We start from the raw sequence: 15717 nt of genomic DNA, 5'->3' as shown, positions 1-15717 counted from the left end.
GGACGCGGCATTTCGCTGCTTACAACGATACCCACAGGCCATGGATCCACGACACTCAGCAGACGCTTCGAGCCGCACCGAAGGCACGCCCGTCAAGGTCGCGGACTGGACCGCCGCCGATCTCATCGATCTGGAGTATTACCTCGACGCCGACGAGCGCGAGCTACGCGAGCGCCCCTCGTTGCGCAAGACGCTGGCCGAGCGCGATCGCGCGATCTATCTGGAACGGATCGAAGGCGAACTCGGTGGCGCGGCGCCCCATAGCCCGAAACATCGTCGCCTGAGTCTGCGTCTGTGGCTCAAGGCTCGGCGTGCCGACGAGGATCCCGCACTCAAGCCGCTGTTGCCCGGCACCGCCTTTGCGCACGCCCAGCGCCTGGGATTCTGGATTCTGGCGCTGCTGGGCTTCGTGCTCGGGATCAGTCTGACCAGGACTCTGCTCGATTACGACGGGCATCTGCCCATCAGCGTGCCCTGGTTCGTGTTCCTGCTGGTGGTGGTGCAGTTCGTGCTGTCGGTCGGGGTCATCTGGACCTGGCTGCGCCGTTCGCTGCGTCACCGTCAGGCCGGTGTCGAAGAATCCTGGCTGCTGAGTCATCTGATCCAGCCGGCGCTGGAGCGGGTCGCGCACTGGTTCCAGGAGCAGCATCTGGCGCGCTCGCCCCAGGAGATCCGCGAACGCGCGTTGTCGACCAAGGGGCTGGTACGGGCGCATTTCAGCGTCTATGGGCCGCTCTCGATCCTGACGCTGCTGATTCCACTGCAAGTATTCGGTGTCGCCTTCAATCTGGGCGTCATCCTCACCACCATTACGCTCGAATGGTTCACCGACATCGCCTTCGGCTGGGGCACCTCGCTGGCGGCGCATCCGCAGACCATCTATGACCTGGTGCGTCTGATCGCCGCGCCCTGGAGCTGGCTGTTCGGCGAGGGGGCGGGTTATCCGACCCTGGAGCAGATCGAGGGATCGCGGGTCTATCTGGAACAGTGGGCGGTGATCGGGACCGGCTTCAAGCCCAATCCCGAGCATCTGCGTTCCTGGCGCTGGTTCCTGGTGCTGGCGGTCTTCACCTATGGTCTGCTGCCGCGTCTGTTGCTCCTGTTCGGTTCACTCATCGCGCAGCATCTTACGCTCAAGCATCTGACCTTCACCCATAGACGTCTCCAGGCGCTCTATGCCCGGCTGATCACGCCGCGTCTGGATACCCATGTCGGTGAGACGGGGCAGGGGCCGGAGATGCATATTCCGGCGGAGATCACACCGGGATCGGGCAAGCCGCGTCCCGGTCTACAGATCAAGAAGGCCGGCGAACCGCCCGTCAGTCGTCGCCCCTGGCGCGATGAGCCGCCGCCGAAGCGTGACGAGACGGCTCCGACCGAACCGCGCGCCGCCGAGCCGGAGCCGCTCCCCGCACCCGAGTTCAAGCCGATACCCGTGCCGCCCGTGGTGCAACCAACCGTGCCCGATGGCGCGGCGTTCGACTCCGAACCTCCGCCGACACCGGCGTCCGAGCCTGAACCTGAACTCGAAGTTCTTCCAGTATCCGCCGCCACTGTCGAAGCCGAGACTTCCGCCGTCCGGACGTCGGAGCCGCACGCGGACTCGGAGTTCGTATCCGCGCCGGAACCTGAACCCGAGCCGGAGCCGGAACCCGAGCCCGAACCTGAGCCGGAGCCGGAACCTGAGCCGGAGCCGGAACCTGAACCCGAGCCGGAACCGGAGCCGGAGCCGGAACCTGAGCCCGAACCTGAGCCTGAGCCGGAACCTGAACCCGAGCCGGAGCCGGAACCGGAACCTGAACCCGAGCCGCCCGCTCAAGCGCCGGTCATCCCGCGCGCGGGCGCGCCCGAATACAGCCCGGACGCCTGCTTGCTCCTGGTCCATGTCGACGTCGACGACATACTCGAACCCGAGGACCGGCCGCGCCTGGAGGAACTGCTGCGCGATCTCAGCGGCTGGCGCGTGGGCGCCCAAGCGACCTTCGGCGCCGGCAGCCAGATGACGGCGCGCGCTCTGTCCATGATCGAAGAGGGCGCTTGGCAGGCGCCGCCGCCCCGGATCGCCGTGATCCAGGACGGCTCTCAGCCGCCGCTCACCGAGGATCTGGTCTTCCTGCGCGAGCTGCGCGCCGCCGCCGGTCCTCAGGCCCAGATGCTCCTGGCCCTGATCGGCGATCCGGACGACGACGATCGTCTGCCGCCGCTGCGCACCTTCGACTATCGCGACTGGCAATCTAAGATCGACCAGATGGCCGATCCCTATCTGCGTCTGGAGATGTTGAACCCGCCCACTGAGGATGGAGAAGACTGATGGCGGCGAAGATTCCACGCCTGGCGATCATGGGCAACCCGAACGCGGGCAAGTCCTCCGTGGTCGCGACCCTGACCGAGAACGACCGCATCCCGATCGACAAGCGTTCTGGCACCACGACCCGGTCCGACGTCTATCCGGTGGTGATCGATGGCCGCACCGTCATCGAGTTCATCGACACGCCCGGTTTCCAGAACCCAAACGCCATCCTGGAATGGTTCCAGGCACACGAGGACAGTCCGAATCTGGCGAGCGCCTTCGTCAAGGCCCATTGCCTCGATCCGCTCTATGCCCACGACGTGGCTCTGATGGAACCAGTCGCCGAGGGCGCCGGCATCATCCTGGTGGTCGACGGCTCCAAGCGCATCAAGGAGAAGGATCGGGTCGAGATCGAGCTGCTGCGACTCACCGGCCGTCCGCGCATGGCGATCCTCAACAATCTGAGCAAGCAGGATCGCTACATGGATCAGTGGCGCGATGCCCTGAGCAAGGCGTTCAACTCGGTGCGCGAGTTCAACGCCCATCGCGCCACCTATGACGAGCGTATGCGACTGCTGAATGCGCTCAAGAGCATCGATCAGCGCTGGGAGCCGATGGTCGAGGAGGCCATCGACGCCTTCGCCCACGACTGGGAGCGGCGCACCGATCAGGCCGTGGGCACCATCCTCGATCTGCTCAAGCAGGCGCTGAGCTACAAGGTGTCGAAGACGGTCAAGAGCGGTAAGGTCATCTTTCAGAGCGGACGCGACCGGGTCAAGGCCGAGATCACGGCCGAGTTCGAGGATGGTCTGCGCCGGCTGGAGATCGAGGCCCAGGAGCACATCCGCGCCAACTTCCGGCACAACGTCTGGAACGTGCCGCCCGATTCGGTGCTGAGTCAGGATCTGCTCTCGGAGGACGTGGGGCAGGCGCTCGGGCTGTCGCGCCGTCAGCTGGCGATGGTCGGCATGGCGGCGGGCGCGGCCTCGGGCGTCACCATCGATCTGGCGACGGCCGGGCATTCGCTCGGCGCGGGCGCCTTCTTTGGGGGGGTGGTCGGCGGTGTTCTGGGCGTGGTCGGCGGCAAAGCACTAGCCAAGTTCGACATCGAACGCGCGCCCAACACGTACGTCTACACCATCGGCCCGGTCTCCAATCCGCGCTTTCCCTTCGTGCTGCTCGATCGCATCATCCTCTACAGCGCACGCGCCATGAACTGGGCGCATGGGCGTCAGGCCGCCGACGAGGACGATCCGAACCGGGTGCCGGACCGCGAGATCCGTTCCAAGGGGTTCACCGAGGAGCTGAACGCCCAGGATCAGCGTGAGCTGGCGCGCTTCTTCAGCGATGCCCGGCGCGGCAGGGAGTCCGAGCACGAGGAAGCCTGCCGCGACATCATCAAGGGCATCCTGCGCGGCGTGTCGCTGAGCGAGATCGACAGCCGCAGCGACCTGTAATGAACCTCGACGAGATCCTCGCCATCGATCAGGCGCACGCCTGGCATCCCTATACCTCGACCCTGGATCGCGACCCGGTCTATCCGGTGCGTTCGGCGCGCGGTTGCGAGATCGAGCTGATGGACGGGCGCGTCCTGATCGACGGCATGGCCTCCTGGTGGTGCGCCATCCACGGCTACAATCATCCGGCGCTCAATCGGGCGGCGTGCGACCAGCTCGACCGGATGGCGCATGTGATGTTCGGTGGGTTGACCCATGAACCGGCGATGCGTCTGGTACGCTCGCTGGTCGAACTGACGCCCGAGCCGCTCCAGCACGTCTTTCTCTGTGATTCCGGCTCAGTCGCGGTCGAGGTCGCGATCAAGATGGCGCTCCAGTTCTGGATCTCGGCCGGACAGCCCGAGCGCCGGCGTCTCCTGACCATCCGCTCGGGCTATCATGGCGATACCTTCAACGCCATGTCGGTGTGCGATCCGGTCACGGGGATGCATCATCTGTTCAACCGCGTGCTGCCGGAACAGATCTTCGCGCCGGCGCCGAGCTGTCGTTTCGGCGACCCCTGCACGGATGCCGACATCGCGACCTTCGCCGCGCTGATCGAGCGCCACCGGCACGAACTGGCTGCCGTGATCCTGGAGCCGATCGTCCAGGGTGCGGGCGGGATGCGCTTCTACAGCGCCGAGTATCTGCGTCGCGTCCGCGAACTCTGCGACCGCTTCGACGTGCTCCTGATCGCCGACGAGATCGCCACCGGCTTCGGACGGACCGGGCGGCTGTTCGCCTGCGAGCACGCCGGGATCGCGCCGGACATCCTGACCCTCGGCAAGGCGCTGACCGGCGGTTATCTGACGCTGGCCGCCACGCTCGCCGGCCGACGGGTCGCGCACGGGATCTCCTCGGGTGAGCCGGGCGTCTTCATGCATGGTCCGACCTTCATGGGCAATCCGCTCGCCTGCGCCATCGCCAATGCCAGTATCGAATTGCTGCTGTCGCAGGACTGGGCGGCCAATATCCAGCGTCTCGAACGCGGTCTGACGGATGGACTGGCGCCCTGCCGCGGGCTGCCGGGCGTGGCCGAGGTCCGGGTGCTCGGCGGCATCGGCGTGGTCGAGATGGAGCGTCCGGTGCCGATGCGCGAGATCCAGCGCCGTCTGGTCGAGGCCGGCGTCTGGGTGCGGCCCTTCGGGCGTCTGGTCTATCTGATGCCGCCCTATGTGATCTCGGACGCGGAACTGACGCGACTCTGTGCCGCCGTGGTCGAGGTCATCGGCGAGCGGTCGGGATTTTGAACGCGCCGGTCTGTATCATGAGGCGCTTTCGACAGCTTGGCGTCCTCTGCATGATATTCGCTCCTCGCGCTCGCTCGGTTCAGATGGCTCGATGGTCGCTCCCGGCGCTTCTGGTGCCGGCGCTCGTCGGGTGCGCCGCAACCCCGCTCGTGACCTCGTCGACGTCGCCGTCCGGGGCGACACTCGACCAGTCCGCGTCGATGGCCGAGGCGGCTTCGGCTTTAGTCACGGCTTCAAAGCCAATGATGCCGCTGCCCGACCGCGATGAAGATCGACCACGCGCCTCAGAACCGGACATGGACGCCCTCGCTGCCGAAGCGGATGGTGCGGGCTATGGGATGCTCTACTTCCCCTCAGCGGGGCAGAGCGTACAGCTCGTGACCGACATCGCCCTCAATCGGCTCTACGAGGACGCCTTGCCGGGGTATGGTCTCTATACCTTCGTACTGCTCGGGGCCGGCTTCGAGCGCGCGAGTGGAGACGCGCTGGCGCGTCATAGCGAACTCTTCAGGATGATCGAGACCTATGTGGTCACGTCTGGCGAAACCGAAAGGCCGAGTGCCGAGGCCCATGTCTTCGTCGTCCCGATCCGCTCGGGACGCTCGCCGACGGCGCCGCTCATGGATCTGGTCGCCGTCGATCTCTCGGATCTGATGCGCCGCCGGCTCGGCGAACTCCTGCGTCAGCGCGGACAGGCGCGTCTGGCCGCGCGGATCGAGCGCGGCGCCGGTCCCTTCCTGGTGGCCGGGCTGGAGCCGAGTCTGTTGCCCCTGGACGGCGAGGCCCCGCGACTGGTCGCGGATCTGTCGGGACTCGGTCCCGAGCATCTCTACAACCTCGTCGATGCCTATGACCGGGACATTCCGCCCGAACTGAGCGGGCGTCCCGAAAGTCTCTCGGCACTGCGTCAGCGTCTGCTCGAACTGTCGCCGAAATCGCAATCCGCGGGCGGCTCGGGTCGCGGCGAGGCGGACGGCAAGCGCTGGATCTTCCTGATCTGAGGCCGGTCCCTTGGCCGCCCCATCACTCTGACTTCAATTCGGAACCATGAACATCATTCCCTTTGGTCTCGGTAGTTTCATCCGTTTCCTGATCGGGATCCTGCTGCTGCAAGGGGTCACGGTCCTGCTGATCTATACCGCGCTCCACACCGACTGGATGACGACCTGGCCGCTGTTCGCGCTCCTGGGCGGAGCCATCGCGGTGATGGTGGCGCTCTGGTTCAACACCATCGTCTCGGCCGACCGGCATCGTGTCGTCTCACGGGTCAGCGAGCGGCATTCCAAGGAACGCGAGAAGATCCGCGTGCGCGCCGAACAGCAGCGCGTCAAGGCCACGCGCGAGGCGGCCGATCTGGTGGCCAAGGCCCGCAAGCGCGCCTCGGCGGGCTTGAGTCTCAAGACCGGCGTGGTCGTCGGCGGCACGGTCGGTGTCGGCGTGGCCATGATGCTGGCCCAGTTCATGACGCTGGGACTGGCCACGGTGGCGGCGGCCGGCGGTGCGGCACTCGGTTATACGGTGCGGGCACGTCAGGAGAAGACGATCGCCGCCAAGCGGCTCGCCGCCGAGGAGCGCGCCCTGCGGGTGATCGAGGTCGACGATGAGGTGCCGGTCCTGCCGCGCCGCAAGGGCAAGGCGAATCGAAGCGATGACGAGACGCTGGCCGACGCGGTCTGACCGCCACCGGCAGCCGCTCAATCGGACGCCAGCTTGAGTCCGAGAATGCCGACCACGATGAGTCCGACGAAGAAGATACGGGCGAGCGTGGCCGGCTCGCCGAAGAGCAGGATGCCGAGCACGAAGGTTCCGGTGGCGCCGATACCGGTCCAGACCGCATAGGCGGTTCCGATGGGGATGGTCTTCTGGGCGATCAGGAGCAGGGCGCCGCTGGCGATCATGCAGAGCACGGCGAACAGGATCCAGCCCCAATGCAGCCCGCTGTCGGTCAGGCCGAGCTTGAGTCCGACCGGCCAGCCCCATTCGAAGAGGCCGGCGACGAACAGATAGACCCAGGCCATCAGGACTCGGCTCGATCCGTGGCGGCAGGCGTCGGGGCGAGTGTGTTGGCGCAGCGCGACAGGCACTCGGCGTGCTGCGTGCGGCAGAGGCCCAGATCCTCACCCAGACAGGCCGTGGGCTTGGGACAGAGCGGATTGGTCGTGGTATTGCAGGGCGTCGTGTCGTTCCGGATCTGTGTCACCTGTTCCCGACAGATCTGCTCGCGCAGTCGCTGCCGTTCCTCGCATTGCGTCCTGGCGGTGTCGCAGTTGGCGGCACAGGCGCTCTCCGGCGCGGCGCTCGTGGCCGGAGCATCCGACTTGGGCTTGAGCGGATTGAACTGACAGCCGGCCAGCAGGAGCAGGGCCGAGATCAGTACGGCGATCGAGAATCCCTGGATGGTCGAGCGTTCGAGCCGGGTTGGCATGGGGTGAATCTCCTTATGAAATAACGCGCTACTCTACCACAGCGGCCGCCGGCCATCAACGAACCGCCAGCACCAGCAGCACGACGAACACCACGACCGCCCCGAGCGGCAGGATGGCCGCCGCCCAGTCGCCCTTCTGCGCCTTGGGGCCGTTCTCCTGCCAGTGCTTGTACACCGGCCAGAGGAAGAACAGCATCATCCCGAACAGGATGGCGGCGGTGATCTTCAGAAAGAGTTCCATGGGGCACCTCGTCGGTCGACGTGAAACGAAAACCCCGGCGCGGGGCCGGGGCTGGATGGACGCGAAGGGTTCGCGGACGAACGCTCGGCGAGCGGATCAGTCGTCGCCGCCCATGATGCCGAGGATCTGCAACAGGCTGACGAAGATGTTGAAGATGCTCAGATACAGGCCATAGGTGGCCATGATGTAGTTGGTTTCCTCGCCACGCGCGATCCGGCTGGTGTCGAATAGGATGAAGCCGCTCATCAGCAGGATGATGACCGAGGAGATGGCCAGCGACAGCGCCGGCATCTGCAGGAAGATGTTGGCGATCACCGCCAGCAAGACCACCATCATGCCGGCGAAGATGAAGCCGCCCATGAAGCTGAAGTCACGCTTGCTGGAGAGCGCATAGCCCGACAGACCCAGGAAGATCGCCGCCGTGCCGCCGAAGGCCAGACCCACGGTCTGCGGACCGTGCGGCAGGGCCAGATACATGGTCAGGATGGCGCCGAGCCCGAAGCCGAGCAGGCCGGTGATCAGGAAGATGACGCCGATGCCGGCGGCCGAGTTGGCCGTGCGCGGCAGAACGAACATGCCCAGCACCATGGAGACGATGACCGCCGCCATGTAGACCCAGGAGGGCATGGCGAGCACGATCGAGAGCATGGCGGTCAGGGCGCTGAAGCCGAGCGTGGCCGACAGCAGCAGATAGGTGTTCTTCAGAACCTTATTGGCTGCGACCGCCGCATCTGTGGTCTTGAGGATGGAAATGCCCGGATTGGCCATATCGAAATTCACTCCTGTCGTGTGAACAGTGGGTTATGAAACAGATTGCCGGTTCTGTGACACGGCGATGCGTTCGGAGTTCCGGAAGGATACCCGACCCGCGCATGGGTGCAAATCCTCGACTGCCGGTCGGCGCCGCCGCGAAACGCTGTGTTATGTGTCATCATTTGGGGCCGGCAGCGATCACTCTCAATCCTGTCACCGGCCATTGCCCGGGGTGCGATTCGACGGTTCAATACACCCGACTGCACCGACTCCTAGTGCGTATCCGCTCCGGTTTGCAATGTTTGCTCCGAGACGCGCTTCGACGTGTGTCCAACCTTCAGCGAGCCGCCCATGACCTTCAAGACCGCCGACCTCTACGACCGATACGGTGACGATCTTCGGACCTGTGAGCCGATCTTCCGCGATTTCGGCGGGATGTCGCGCTTTCATGGCCCCATCGTCACGGTCAAGTGCTTCGAGGACAATTCATTGGTCAAGTCCACGCTCGCCGAATCGGGTGAGGGGCGGGTGTTGGTGGTCGATGCCGGCGGCTCGCGTCGCTGCGCCATGCTCGGTGATCTGATCGCCGCGAGCGCGGTCGAGCAGGGCTGGGCGGGTGTGGTGCTCTTCGGTTGCGTGCGCGATACGGTCGAGATCGGTCAAATGCCGCTCGGGATCAAGGCGCTGGCGAGCATCCCGCGCAAGAGCGAGCGTCGCGGCGAGGGCCGGCGCGACATTCCCGTGACCTTCGCCGGTGTCCGCTTCGTGCCCGGCGATCACATCTACTGCGACGAGGACGGCATCCTAGTCGCCGATCGGGCGCTCTGACCCCATGGCCATCGAGATCGAACGCAAGTTCCTGGTCGTCGGCGAGGGCTGGCGCGACCGGGTCGGGGACGCGACCCGTCTCGTCCAGGGCTATCTGACCGAGGACGCGCGTACCACAGTCCGCGTGCGCATCCGGGGCGAAACGGCCTGGCTGACCCTCAAGGGTGCGAGCCGGGGCATCAGCCGACTGGAGTTCGAATATCCGATCCCGGTCGACGATGCCGAGACCCTGCTGCGCGAGCTGGCCGTCTCTCCGCTGATCGAGAAGACCCGTTATCGCGTGCCTCATGCAGGGCATCTCTGGGAGCTGGACGTCTTCGCCGGCGCCAATGCCGGTCTGGTGCTGGCCGAGCTGGAACTGGAGCGGGTCGACGAGGCGTTCGAGCGTCCCGACTGGCTCGGGGCCGAGGTCTCGGACGACCCGCGTTACTTCAACGTCAACCTCGCCCGCCATCCCTATCGCGACTGGTCCTGAGTCAAAAGCCCCTCTCCCACGGCGGGAGAGGGGTTGGGGAGAGGGGGTGGACTCACCCCGTCATGGTCGCCTCGATCGCGGCGATATCGACCGATTCATCGAGCACCACCAGCGTCCCCCGCTCGCTGACCGGTCCCGGGTCGACCTTTGCATAGGCCGGCAGACTCCGCATCTCGGGCAGATAGCGCGTCGGGTCGTTTTCCAGCCGCAGTTCGTGCAGATTGACCAGCATCACCACATCGGCCAGATCGGCCCGGCCGCGATGCTCGCGCGACCAGTCGTGACGGCTGCGCGCCACCTCCTGCAATTCCGCATCCAGTCCCCAGGAGTCCAGCAGCGTCAGACTGATGGTGGCACAGAAGGTCTCTTCCAGATCCTGGAGGATCTCGGGATTGCTCAGGGCCTCCGGATAGTTCTCCAGCCGCACATAGAGCAGCGGCATCCCGATCTCCTGCAACAGACCGGCGAGCAGGGCGCGATCCGGACTGATGCGCCGCACCTGTCCGGCCAGCACGGCGCAGAAGGCGGCGCGATGCGCGCTGCGTTTCCAATGATCCGTCAGGAGTGCCTTGAGCTGCGGATCGCGCGCGCGGAACATGGCGCGTAGCGAATAGCCCAGACAGAGATTGCGCGTCATCTCCATGCCGAACAGCGAGAGCGCGCGCTTGAGATCCTTGGTCGCGAACCAGCCGCGATACATCGGACTGTTGGCCATCTGGATCAGATAGCCCGAGAGTCCGGCATCGGTCTTGATGATGTTCTCCATACGCGCCAGGTCGCAGTCGGGATCCTGCATGGCACGGCGGATACGCAGTGCCGCGTCGGGCAGGTTCGGCAGGCTGGCCTTGCCGGTGATGATGTCGTGGGCGATCTTGGCGTAGATCCCAAAACCCGTTTGCATCTGCGTCTCTCCGCGATATAGCGTGTCAGCGATGTCGATGACGGCGCTGTGTTCAGCCGCTCAAGCGTTTTCGGCCAGGGTATCGGTCTCGACCGTCTTGGCCATGCGCTTGGCGAAATAATAGATGCGCTGGAGCTTCTCGATGATGTCGATCTCCAGCGTATAGGCCCGGATGCGCTTGGGTTCCTCGGCCACCAGACGCCGCGCCTCGCGCGCGGCGGCCGAGTCGGCGATCTCGCTGATCTCGCCCTTCATGGCCGTGACCGTGCGCGCGGCGATCTCGTTGTTCTGCGCCACCGCTTGCAGGGCCGCGCCGAGCGCACGGCTGACGGCGCGATGGAAGTTCAGCAGCACCTCGCGCGTCGGCTCGCTGATCGACATGATCAGCCGCATCATCTCGCGCACGCTGTCGCCCATGTGCAGGATCTCCAGCCGCGCCCGGTCGAGCGCCAGCGAGGGCGTGTTCAGCAACTCCTCGTCGAGATAGCGCGGCCGGACGATGAAGGCTTCCTCGCCGGGCGGTTCGTCCGGCACCAGCCATTCGACCAGACGTGCCATAGGTCCGGTCAACCCGATGAACAGCAGGGTATTGGCGACATTGAAGAGCGTGTGCGCATTGGCGATCTGACGCGGCACCTCGGCGGTGGCGATACCCGTGGTGGCGGCCGAGGATTGTATCAGGCCGGTGAAGATGGCCGCGATCAGGATGGCGAGCAGCGGATTGTGCAGCGTCCGCATGAAGTCGAGGAAGGGGGCGTAGTCGCGCAGCGGCGTCATGGCCTCACTTCATGAGGGTCATGCCCAGGAAGACCAGCCCCAACCCCATGATCATGCCGCCGTAATGGCGCGCCGACTCGCGCTTGGCGGCCACCGGCAGCATGAAGCCGAATCCGATCATCAACAGCGCCATGTCGTCGAGCTGAAAGGCGATCAGTTGCGCGGTGACGGTCGAGCCGATGTTGGCGCCCATGATGATGCCGACCGACTGCGACAGCGACAGCAGTCCGGCACTGATGAAGCCGACCACCAGCACGGTCGTGACCGAGGACGATTTGATGATGGCGGTGACGAAGGCGCCGGTGAGCGCGCCCATGATCGTCATATTTTTGCAGGCCCCAGAGGCTGGGCCGACGCTCGACGTCTCCAAGACGGTTCCGTTTTTGATCTCGACGGGCTACGATGGCTTCATGGCTCGACGAGGCCGTATGCGCCCTTGTCGTCGACCGAGGTACCTACAGATGAATCTCCAACACCCCGTTGAACAAGCGCTCCCGGAGGCCATTGCCGCCCCGCGTGCCGACTTCACCACCAGCGACGGCTGGCGTCTGGCCTATTACGCCGAGCGCGCCCATCCGGGCCGTCCGCTGGTGCTGGTCCACAGCATCAACGCCGCTTCCAGCAGCTTCGAGATGCGCCCGCTGTTCGAGCACTATCGTCTCTCGCGCCCGGTCTACAGCCTGGATCTGCCGGGTTTCGGGCACTCGGAGCGCCGCGCCGAGGGCTACTCACCCGCGCTCTATGCGCACGCCATCGCCGATTTCCTCACCCAGGTCGTCGGCGAGCCGGCCGACCTGATCGCGCTCTCGCTGAGCGGTGAGTTCGCCGCCCAGGCCGCGCGCTTGGCCCCGGAGCATCTGGCCTCGCTGGCGCTGATCTCGCCGACCGGTTTCGGCGAACAGCCGCTGCCGAGTTCCAGCCCGGTCACGACGCTGATGAAATGGCCCAAACTCAGCCGATGGGTCTATGGACTGGTCGCCTCGCGTCCGAGCATCCGGCATTTCCTCGGCCGCTCCTTCGTCGGCCCGGTGCCGGAAGAAATGATCGACCATGCCTGGGCCACGGCTCATCAGCCGGGCGCGCACCATGCGCCGCTGACCTTTCTGACCATGCGTCTGTTCACGCCCGACGCCATCGATCTGCTCTACGACCGGCTCACCGAGTTTCCAGTGCTGGTCATCGCCGACCAGGATCCCTACATCCGTTTCGAACGTCTGCCGAGCTTCATCGTGCGTCACGACACCTGGCATCGCGTGACCCTGGAGCCGCACAAGGGACTGCCGCACTGGGAGAAGCTCGCCGAGACGGTCGCGGCGCTCGATGACTTCTGGGCGCATCCGCCGCTCAAACGCGCGGCCTGAGCCAATGGACGCGCTCGGTGAGCGCTGTGAGTCCACGTTTGCGGAAGTTCGGCGATTCGGCCAGGAGTTCGATCCGGTGATCGCCACTCCAACTGTAGGGATCGAGAAACCAAGCGCACCGTAATGCGCCACAAATGCGGCCAAATCGTGTAATTGGGGATTCGGGGCCAAACGCGGTTTAATGGTCGCCTCCAGGATTCAGACCGACAGAGGGCGTCTCCGCGTTCATGACCACTCCAGCCGCCTCCAACCACAGCGATCACTATCCGCCGCGCGCCGATCTCGAAGCCGCCTTCCAAGCCGTGCGACGTGCCAAGGTGCCGCAGGTTCCCGACATCGTCCTGAGTCTGCGCGACGAGCTGCGTCGCCCCGACCCGGATCTGATCCAGGCGGCCGATCTGATCGCGCAGGATCCGGCCATGACCGGTCAGGTGCTCAAGACCATCAACTCGCCGCTCTTCGCCAGTCGCACCAAGATCAGCAGCATCCGGCAGGCCGTCACCCTGCTCGGACTGCGACGCCTGACCAATCTGGTCACGGCGGAAGCCTTCAGCCGCTTGGTCGGCGAGCGCGAGGGCGGGGCGCGTCTGATCCTCGACTTCATCCAGGAACAGGCGCGTATGGCCGCCTCGGTCGCCGCGCTGGCGCCCGAGCTGACGCCGGACGAGGCCTATCTGTTCGGGTTGATGCAGGGCGTCGGCAGTCTCATCTTCGCCGATCTGATCAACGACTACGGCAACGAATGGACGCTCCAGGCGCTGACTGCGCCGCAGGACTTGATGGACTACGAACGCCGCGCCCTGGGCACGGATCATGTCACGGTCGGTTTCCTGCTGGCCGGAACCTGGCGTCTGCCCGAACCCGTGGCCCTGGCGATCTATCATCAACATACTTTCGAGCCGCCTCAAGGCTTCGATGCCCATCGGCGCGCCCTGATCGCCGTCGCCCGACTCGCGCGCATACTGCTGGCGCTGCGGCGCGGTATCGAGGACAACCCGGTCCTGCTCGACCAGCGCGACTGGGGACTCAATGAACTGGCCGTGACGCCCGAGACCTGGGAGCGCTGCGTCGCACGTCTCCTGACCGATGAACGCGGTACCTGAAACACCCGCCGACCCGCGCCGACGGCTGAAAGACCTGCCCATCGGCCCAGGCGTCTACCGGATGCTCGATGCCGAGGGCACGGTGCTCTATGTCGGCAAGGCCAAGAATCTCAAGCGCCGGGTCTCCAGCTATTTCGGGCGCACGCTCACGCCGCGCCACGAGCGTCTGGTCGGCCTGATCGCCGACATCGAGGTCACAGTCACCCGCACCGAGGGCGAGGCGCTGCTGCTGGAGAGCCAGCTCATCAAGTCGCTCCAGCCGCGCTTCAATGTGCTGCTGCGCGACGACAAGAGCTATCCCTACATCCAGCTCACCACTCAGGACATCTATCCGCGCCTGGCCTTCTATCGCGGCCCGCGCCGGACCCAGGGGCGGCTGTTCGGACCCTATCCGAGTGCCTGGGCGGTGCGCGAGACCCTGCAGATCCTGCAAAAGCTGTTTCCGGTGCGCCAGTGCGAGGACGGGTTCTTCCGCCATCGCTCGCGCCCCTGTCTCCAGTATCAGATCAAGCGCTGTAGCGCACCCTGCGTCGGGCTGGTGACGCCCGAGCAGTATGCCGAGGACGTGGCGCGCACCGTCAAGTTCCTCGACGGACGCGCCGGCGAGGTGATCGACGAGCTGATCGGCGGCATGGAGACGGCGGCGACGGCGCTGGAGTTCGAGCGCGCGGCCCAGTATCGCGACCGCATCCGGGCCCTGCGTCGAGTGCTGGAGCGTCAGTCGGTCATCGGCGAGGACGGCGATCTGGACCTCATCGCCGCTGCGCGCGAGACCGATGTCTGGTGCGTGCAGGTGTTCGTGGTGCGGCGCGGACGGCATCTCGGCAACACCGCCTTCTTCCCCAAGGCGCCGGCGGATATGGAGGAGTCGGCGCTGCTGGCCGGTTTCCTGGCGCAGTTCTATGCTGCGCACGAGGTTCCGGACACCCTGATCCTGAGCACGCGCCCGGACGAGGCCGAGATCCTGCGCGAGGCGCTCGCCGAGCGGGCGGGGCGGGCGGTTCGGCTCCAGGTCGAGGTGCGCGGCGAGCGCGCCCGCTGGCTGGAGATGGCACGCGACAATGCACGCTTTGCGCTCCAGCAGCGGCTCGGCAGTCAGGCCGGCTATGCGCGGCGGCTGGAGTCGCTGCGTGAGGCGCTGGATCTGGCCGACCGACCGGAGCGGATGGAATGCTTCGACATCAGCCACACCCAGGGCGAGCACACGGTCGCCTCATGCGTGGTCTTCGACGGCGAGGGCGCGCGCAAGTCCGATTATCGGCGCTTCAACATCACCGGCATCACGCCGGGCGACGACTATGCCGCGCTCGATCAGGCCCTGACGCGCCGTTACAAGCGCGTGGGGCAGGGCGAGTATCCGGTCCCGGACCTGATCCTGATCGACGGCGGACGCGGCCAGCTCGCCGCCGTCAACGACGCGCTCCAGGAGCTGGGTCTGCATGGACCGAATCTGGTCGGCGTCTCCAAGGGGCCGGATCGACGTCCCGGCGCCGAGCGCCTTTGGTTGTTGGGTCGGGAGGCGCCCGTTATACTGCCGAGCGACTCGCCGGCCATGCATTTGATCCGGCAGATCCGCGACGAAGCCCACCGCTTCGCGATCACCGGCCATCGTCAGCGTCGCGCCAGGGCGCGCGTGACCTCGGCGCTGGAAGACATCCCCGGACTCGGCCCCAACCGCCGTCAGCGTCTGCTCAAACACTTCGGCGGACTGCACGGCCTGGAGCGCGCCGGGGTCGAGGACATCGCCGGGGTCGAGGGCATCGGCCGGCCACTGGCCCAGCGCATCCATGATGCCTTCCATCGAGACCAAGCCTGAC

Annotated in this window: 18 protein-coding genes; 10 read left to right on the top strand and 8 right to left on the bottom strand. The window is 65.8% G+C overall.

Annotated features, from left to right (window positions below; genetic code table 11):
* Positions 1-40: 40 nt before the first annotated feature.
* Genes Atep_RS09300 through bioA form a run of 3 tightly spaced genes read left to right on the top strand, consistent with a single transcriptional unit; the run spans position 41 to position 5036 of the window.
* A complete protein-coding gene (locus Atep_RS09300; RefSeq protein ID WP_236786099.1) occupies positions 41-2311 on the top strand; it encodes a DUF2868 domain-containing protein in 2271 nt (756 codons plus the stop codon).
* Positions 2311-3747: a GTPase/DUF3482 domain-containing protein gene (locus Atep_RS09295; RefSeq protein ID WP_213378277.1), complete on the top strand. Its 1437-nt coding sequence runs from the start codon at positions 2311-2313 to the stop codon at positions 3745-3747. The genes Atep_RS09300 and Atep_RS09295 overlap by 1 nt, the downstream gene beginning before the upstream one ends.
* Entirely contained in the window at positions 3747-5036 is a 1290-nt protein-coding gene (gene bioA, locus Atep_RS09290) for an adenosylmethionine--8-amino-7-oxononanoate transaminase (protein WP_213378276.1), read from the top strand. Before Atep_RS09295 ends, bioA begins: the two co-directional genes overlap by 1 nt.
* A 79-nt stretch (positions 5037-5115) precedes the next feature.
* Here bioA and Atep_RS09285 read toward each other — a convergent pair whose 3' ends face one another.
* Positions 5116-5334 carry a hypothetical protein gene (locus tag Atep_RS09285; RefSeq protein ID WP_213378275.1) on the bottom strand — a complete coding sequence of 73 codons (219 nt, stop codon included), beginning with the start codon at positions 5332-5334 and terminating at the stop codon, positions 5116-5118.
* Here Atep_RS09285 and Atep_RS09280 point away from each other — a divergent pair.
* Entirely contained in the window at positions 5333-6037 is a 705-nt protein-coding gene (locus Atep_RS09280) for a hypothetical protein (RefSeq protein ID WP_213378274.1), read from the top strand. The two genes, Atep_RS09285 and Atep_RS09280, sit on opposite strands and share 2 nt — an antisense overlap.
* A gap of 46 nt (positions 6038-6083) precedes the next feature.
* The gene (locus Atep_RS09275) at positions 6084-6713 is read left to right on the top strand and encodes a hypothetical protein (RefSeq protein WP_213378273.1); all 630 of its coding nucleotides are present in this window, start codon (positions 6084-6086) and stop codon (positions 6711-6713) included.
* 17 nt (positions 6714-6730) lie between these two features.
* On the opposite strand, the gene Atep_RS09270 is transcribed toward Atep_RS09275, so the two are convergent.
* The 4 genes from Atep_RS09270 to Atep_RS09255 all read right to left on the bottom strand — a co-directional run bounded on the left by Atep_RS09270 (position 6731) and on the right by Atep_RS09255 (position 8470).
* A complete protein-coding gene (locus Atep_RS09270; RefSeq protein WP_213378272.1) occupies positions 6731-7054 on the bottom strand; it encodes a DMT family transporter in 324 nt (107 codons plus the stop codon).
* Positions 7054-7461, bottom strand: a complete 408-nt coding sequence (locus Atep_RS09265; protein WP_213378271.1) for a hypothetical protein — start codon at positions 7459-7461, stop codon at positions 7054-7056. The genes Atep_RS09270 and Atep_RS09265 overlap by 1 nt, the downstream gene beginning before the upstream one ends.
* Positions 7462-7516: 55 nt before the next feature.
* Positions 7517-7702, bottom strand: coding sequence for a hypothetical protein (locus Atep_RS09260; protein ID WP_213378270.1), 186 nt, complete (start codon positions 7700-7702; stop codon positions 7517-7519).
* Positions 7703-7798: 96 nt separating this feature from the next.
* Positions 7799-8470 carry a Bax inhibitor-1/YccA family protein gene (locus Atep_RS09255; RefSeq protein WP_213378269.1) on the bottom strand — a complete coding sequence of 224 codons (672 nt, stop codon included), beginning with the start codon at positions 8468-8470 and terminating at the stop codon, positions 7799-7801.
* Between the two features lie 336 nt (positions 8471-8806).
* Between Atep_RS09255 and rraA the strand changes: the two genes are divergently transcribed.
* Both rraA and Atep_RS09245 read left to right on the top strand, forming a co-directional pair.
* Positions 8807-9283, top strand: a complete 477-nt coding sequence (rraA, locus tag Atep_RS09250; RefSeq protein WP_213378268.1) for a ribonuclease E activity regulator RraA — start codon at positions 8807-8809, stop codon at positions 9281-9283.
* Between the two features lie 4 nt (positions 9284-9287).
* Entirely contained in the window at positions 9288-9758 is a 471-nt protein-coding gene (locus tag Atep_RS09245) for a CYTH domain-containing protein (protein ID WP_213378267.1), read from the top strand.
* 52 nt (positions 9759-9810) lie between these two features.
* On the opposite strand, the gene Atep_RS09240 is transcribed toward Atep_RS09245, so the two are convergent.
* Genes Atep_RS09240 through Atep_RS16665 form a run of 3 tightly spaced genes read right to left on the bottom strand, consistent with a single transcriptional unit; the run spans position 9811 to position 11761 of the window.
* Positions 9811-10659 carry an HDOD domain-containing protein gene (locus Atep_RS09240; protein WP_213378266.1) on the bottom strand — a complete coding sequence of 283 codons (849 nt, stop codon included), beginning with the start codon at positions 10657-10659 and terminating at the stop codon, positions 9811-9813.
* Positions 10660-10719: 60 nt separating this feature from the next.
* Entirely contained in the window at positions 10720-11436 is a 717-nt protein-coding gene (locus Atep_RS09235) for a Na/Pi cotransporter family protein (RefSeq protein WP_236786097.1), read from the bottom strand.
* 4 nt (positions 11437-11440) lie between these two features.
* The gene (locus Atep_RS16665; protein WP_236786095.1) at positions 11441-11761 is read right to left on the bottom strand and encodes a Na/Pi symporter; all 321 of its coding nucleotides are present in this window, start codon (positions 11759-11761) and stop codon (positions 11441-11443) included.
* 136 nt (positions 11762-11897) lie between these two features.
* Here Atep_RS16665 and Atep_RS09230 point away from each other — a divergent pair, with 136 nt between their 5' ends.
* The 3 genes from Atep_RS09230 to uvrC all read left to right on the top strand — a co-directional run bounded on the left by Atep_RS09230 (position 11898) and on the right by uvrC (position 15716).
* Complete coding sequence (locus Atep_RS09230; protein ID WP_213378265.1) at positions 11898-12797, top strand: alpha/beta fold hydrolase; 900 nt, start codon at positions 11898-11900, stop codon at positions 12795-12797.
* 227 nt (positions 12798-13024) lie between these two features.
* Positions 13025-13900, top strand: coding sequence for an HDOD domain-containing protein (locus tag Atep_RS09225; protein ID WP_213378264.1), 876 nt, complete (start codon positions 13025-13027; stop codon positions 13898-13900).
* On the top strand, positions 13884-15716 hold the full coding sequence (gene uvrC, locus Atep_RS09220; protein ID WP_213378263.1) for an excinuclease ABC subunit UvrC: 1833 nt from the start codon (positions 13884-13886) through the stop codon (positions 15714-15716). The genes Atep_RS09225 and uvrC overlap by 17 nt, the downstream gene beginning before the upstream one ends.
* The last annotated feature ends 1 nt before the right edge of the window (position 15717 follow it).

Source organism: Allochromatium tepidum, assembly GCF_018409545.1.
Classification (GTDB): Bacteria; Pseudomonadota; Gammaproteobacteria; order Chromatiales; family Chromatiaceae; genus Thermochromatium; species Thermochromatium tepidum_A.
Note: the sequence above shows the minus strand (reverse complement) of the source record. Positions and strands in the feature narration are given on the sequence as shown.

What these genes read in the sequence shown, in the direction of transcription:
- Atep_RS09300 (WP_236786099.1), top strand. Translation starts at nt 41, where the DNA reads ATGGATCCACGACACTCAGCAGACGCTTCGAGCCGCACCGAAGGCACG.
- Atep_RS09295 (WP_213378277.1), top strand. Translation starts at nt 2,311, where the DNA reads ATGGCGGCGAAGATTCCACGCCTGGCGATCATGGGCAACCCGAACGCG.
- bioA (WP_213378276.1), top strand. Translation starts at nt 3,747, where the DNA reads ATGAACCTCGACGAGATCCTCGCCATCGATCAGGCGCACGCCTGGCAT.
- Atep_RS09280 (WP_213378274.1), top strand. Translation starts at nt 5,333, where the DNA reads ATGGACGCCCTCGCTGCCGAAGCGGATGGTGCGGGCTATGGGATGCTC.
- Atep_RS09285 (WP_213378275.1), bottom strand. Translation starts at nt 5,334, where the DNA reads ATGTCCGGTTCTGAGGCGCGTGGTCGATCTTCATCGCGGTCGGGCAGC.
- Atep_RS09275 (WP_213378273.1), top strand. Translation starts at nt 6,084, where the DNA reads ATGAACATCATTCCCTTTGGTCTCGGTAGTTTCATCCGTTTCCTGATC.
- Atep_RS09270 (WP_213378272.1), bottom strand. Translation starts at nt 7,054, where the DNA reads ATGGCCTGGGTCTATCTGTTCGTCGCCGGCCTCTTCGAATGGGGCTGG.
- Atep_RS09265 (WP_213378271.1), bottom strand. Translation starts at nt 7,461, where the DNA reads ATGCCAACCCGGCTCGAACGCTCGACCATCCAGGGATTCTCGATCGCC.
- Atep_RS09260 (WP_213378270.1), bottom strand. Translation starts at nt 7,702, where the DNA reads ATGGAACTCTTTCTGAAGATCACCGCCGCCATCCTGTTCGGGATGATG.
- Atep_RS09255 (WP_213378269.1), bottom strand. Translation starts at nt 8,470, where the DNA reads ATGGCCAATCCGGGCATTTCCATCCTCAAGACCACAGATGCGGCGGTC.
- rraA (WP_213378268.1), top strand. Translation starts at nt 8,807, where the DNA reads ATGACCTTCAAGACCGCCGACCTCTACGACCGATACGGTGACGATCTT.
- Atep_RS09245 (WP_213378267.1), top strand. Translation starts at nt 9,288, where the DNA reads ATGGCCATCGAGATCGAACGCAAGTTCCTGGTCGTCGGCGAGGGCTGG.
- Atep_RS09240 (WP_213378266.1), bottom strand. Translation starts at nt 10,659, where the DNA reads ATGCAAACGGGTTTTGGGATCTACGCCAAGATCGCCCACGACATCATC.
- Atep_RS09235 (WP_236786097.1), bottom strand. Translation starts at nt 11,436, where the DNA reads ATGACGCCGCTGCGCGACTACGCCCCCTTCCTCGACTTCATGCGGACG.
- Atep_RS16665 (WP_236786095.1), bottom strand. Translation starts at nt 11,761, where the DNA reads ATGACGATCATGGGCGCGCTCACCGGCGCCTTCGTCACCGCCATCATC.
- Atep_RS09230 (WP_213378265.1), top strand. Translation starts at nt 11,898, where the DNA reads ATGAATCTCCAACACCCCGTTGAACAAGCGCTCCCGGAGGCCATTGCC.
- Atep_RS09225 (WP_213378264.1), top strand. Translation starts at nt 13,025, where the DNA reads ATGACCACTCCAGCCGCCTCCAACCACAGCGATCACTATCCGCCGCGC.
- uvrC (WP_213378263.1), top strand. Translation starts at nt 13,884, where the DNA reads ATGAACGCGGTACCTGAAACACCCGCCGACCCGCGCCGACGGCTGAAA.